Source organism: Natronococcus amylolyticus DSM 10524 (assembly GCF_000337675.1).
GTDB classification, from domain to species: Archaea; Halobacteriota; Halobacteria; order Halobacteriales; family Natrialbaceae; genus Natronococcus; species Natronococcus amylolyticus.
In genome coordinates, this window is the sequence record NZ_AOIB01000041.1 from 1 (window position 1) to 261 (window position 261).

At 56.3% G+C, this 261-nt stretch carries 1 rRNA gene; it reads right to left on the reverse strand.

From position 1 onward, the window contains the following. Positions 1-261: ribosomal RNA gene (locus C491_RS23540) — 23S ribosomal RNA — on the reverse strand; the annotation flags it as partial.

The following is a 261-nucleotide window of genomic DNA, read 5'->3' on the forward strand; positions in this document are numbered from 1 at the left end:
GTTAGTGCTCGCGGGCTCAACGCCTCGTTGCCTTGGCGCGTACACCCCGAGTCTATCGACCTCGTCTTCTACGAGTGATCTCAGTGGTATCTCTTTTCCAGGTGGGTTTCGAGCTTAGATGCGTTCAGCTCTTACCCCGTGGTGCGTCGCTGCCCGGCACGTGCTCTCTCGAACAGCCGGTACACGAGTGGCACCCATTCGTAGTTCCTCTCGTACTATACGAACGTTCCCGTCAGATACCGTAACACCCCCAATAGATAG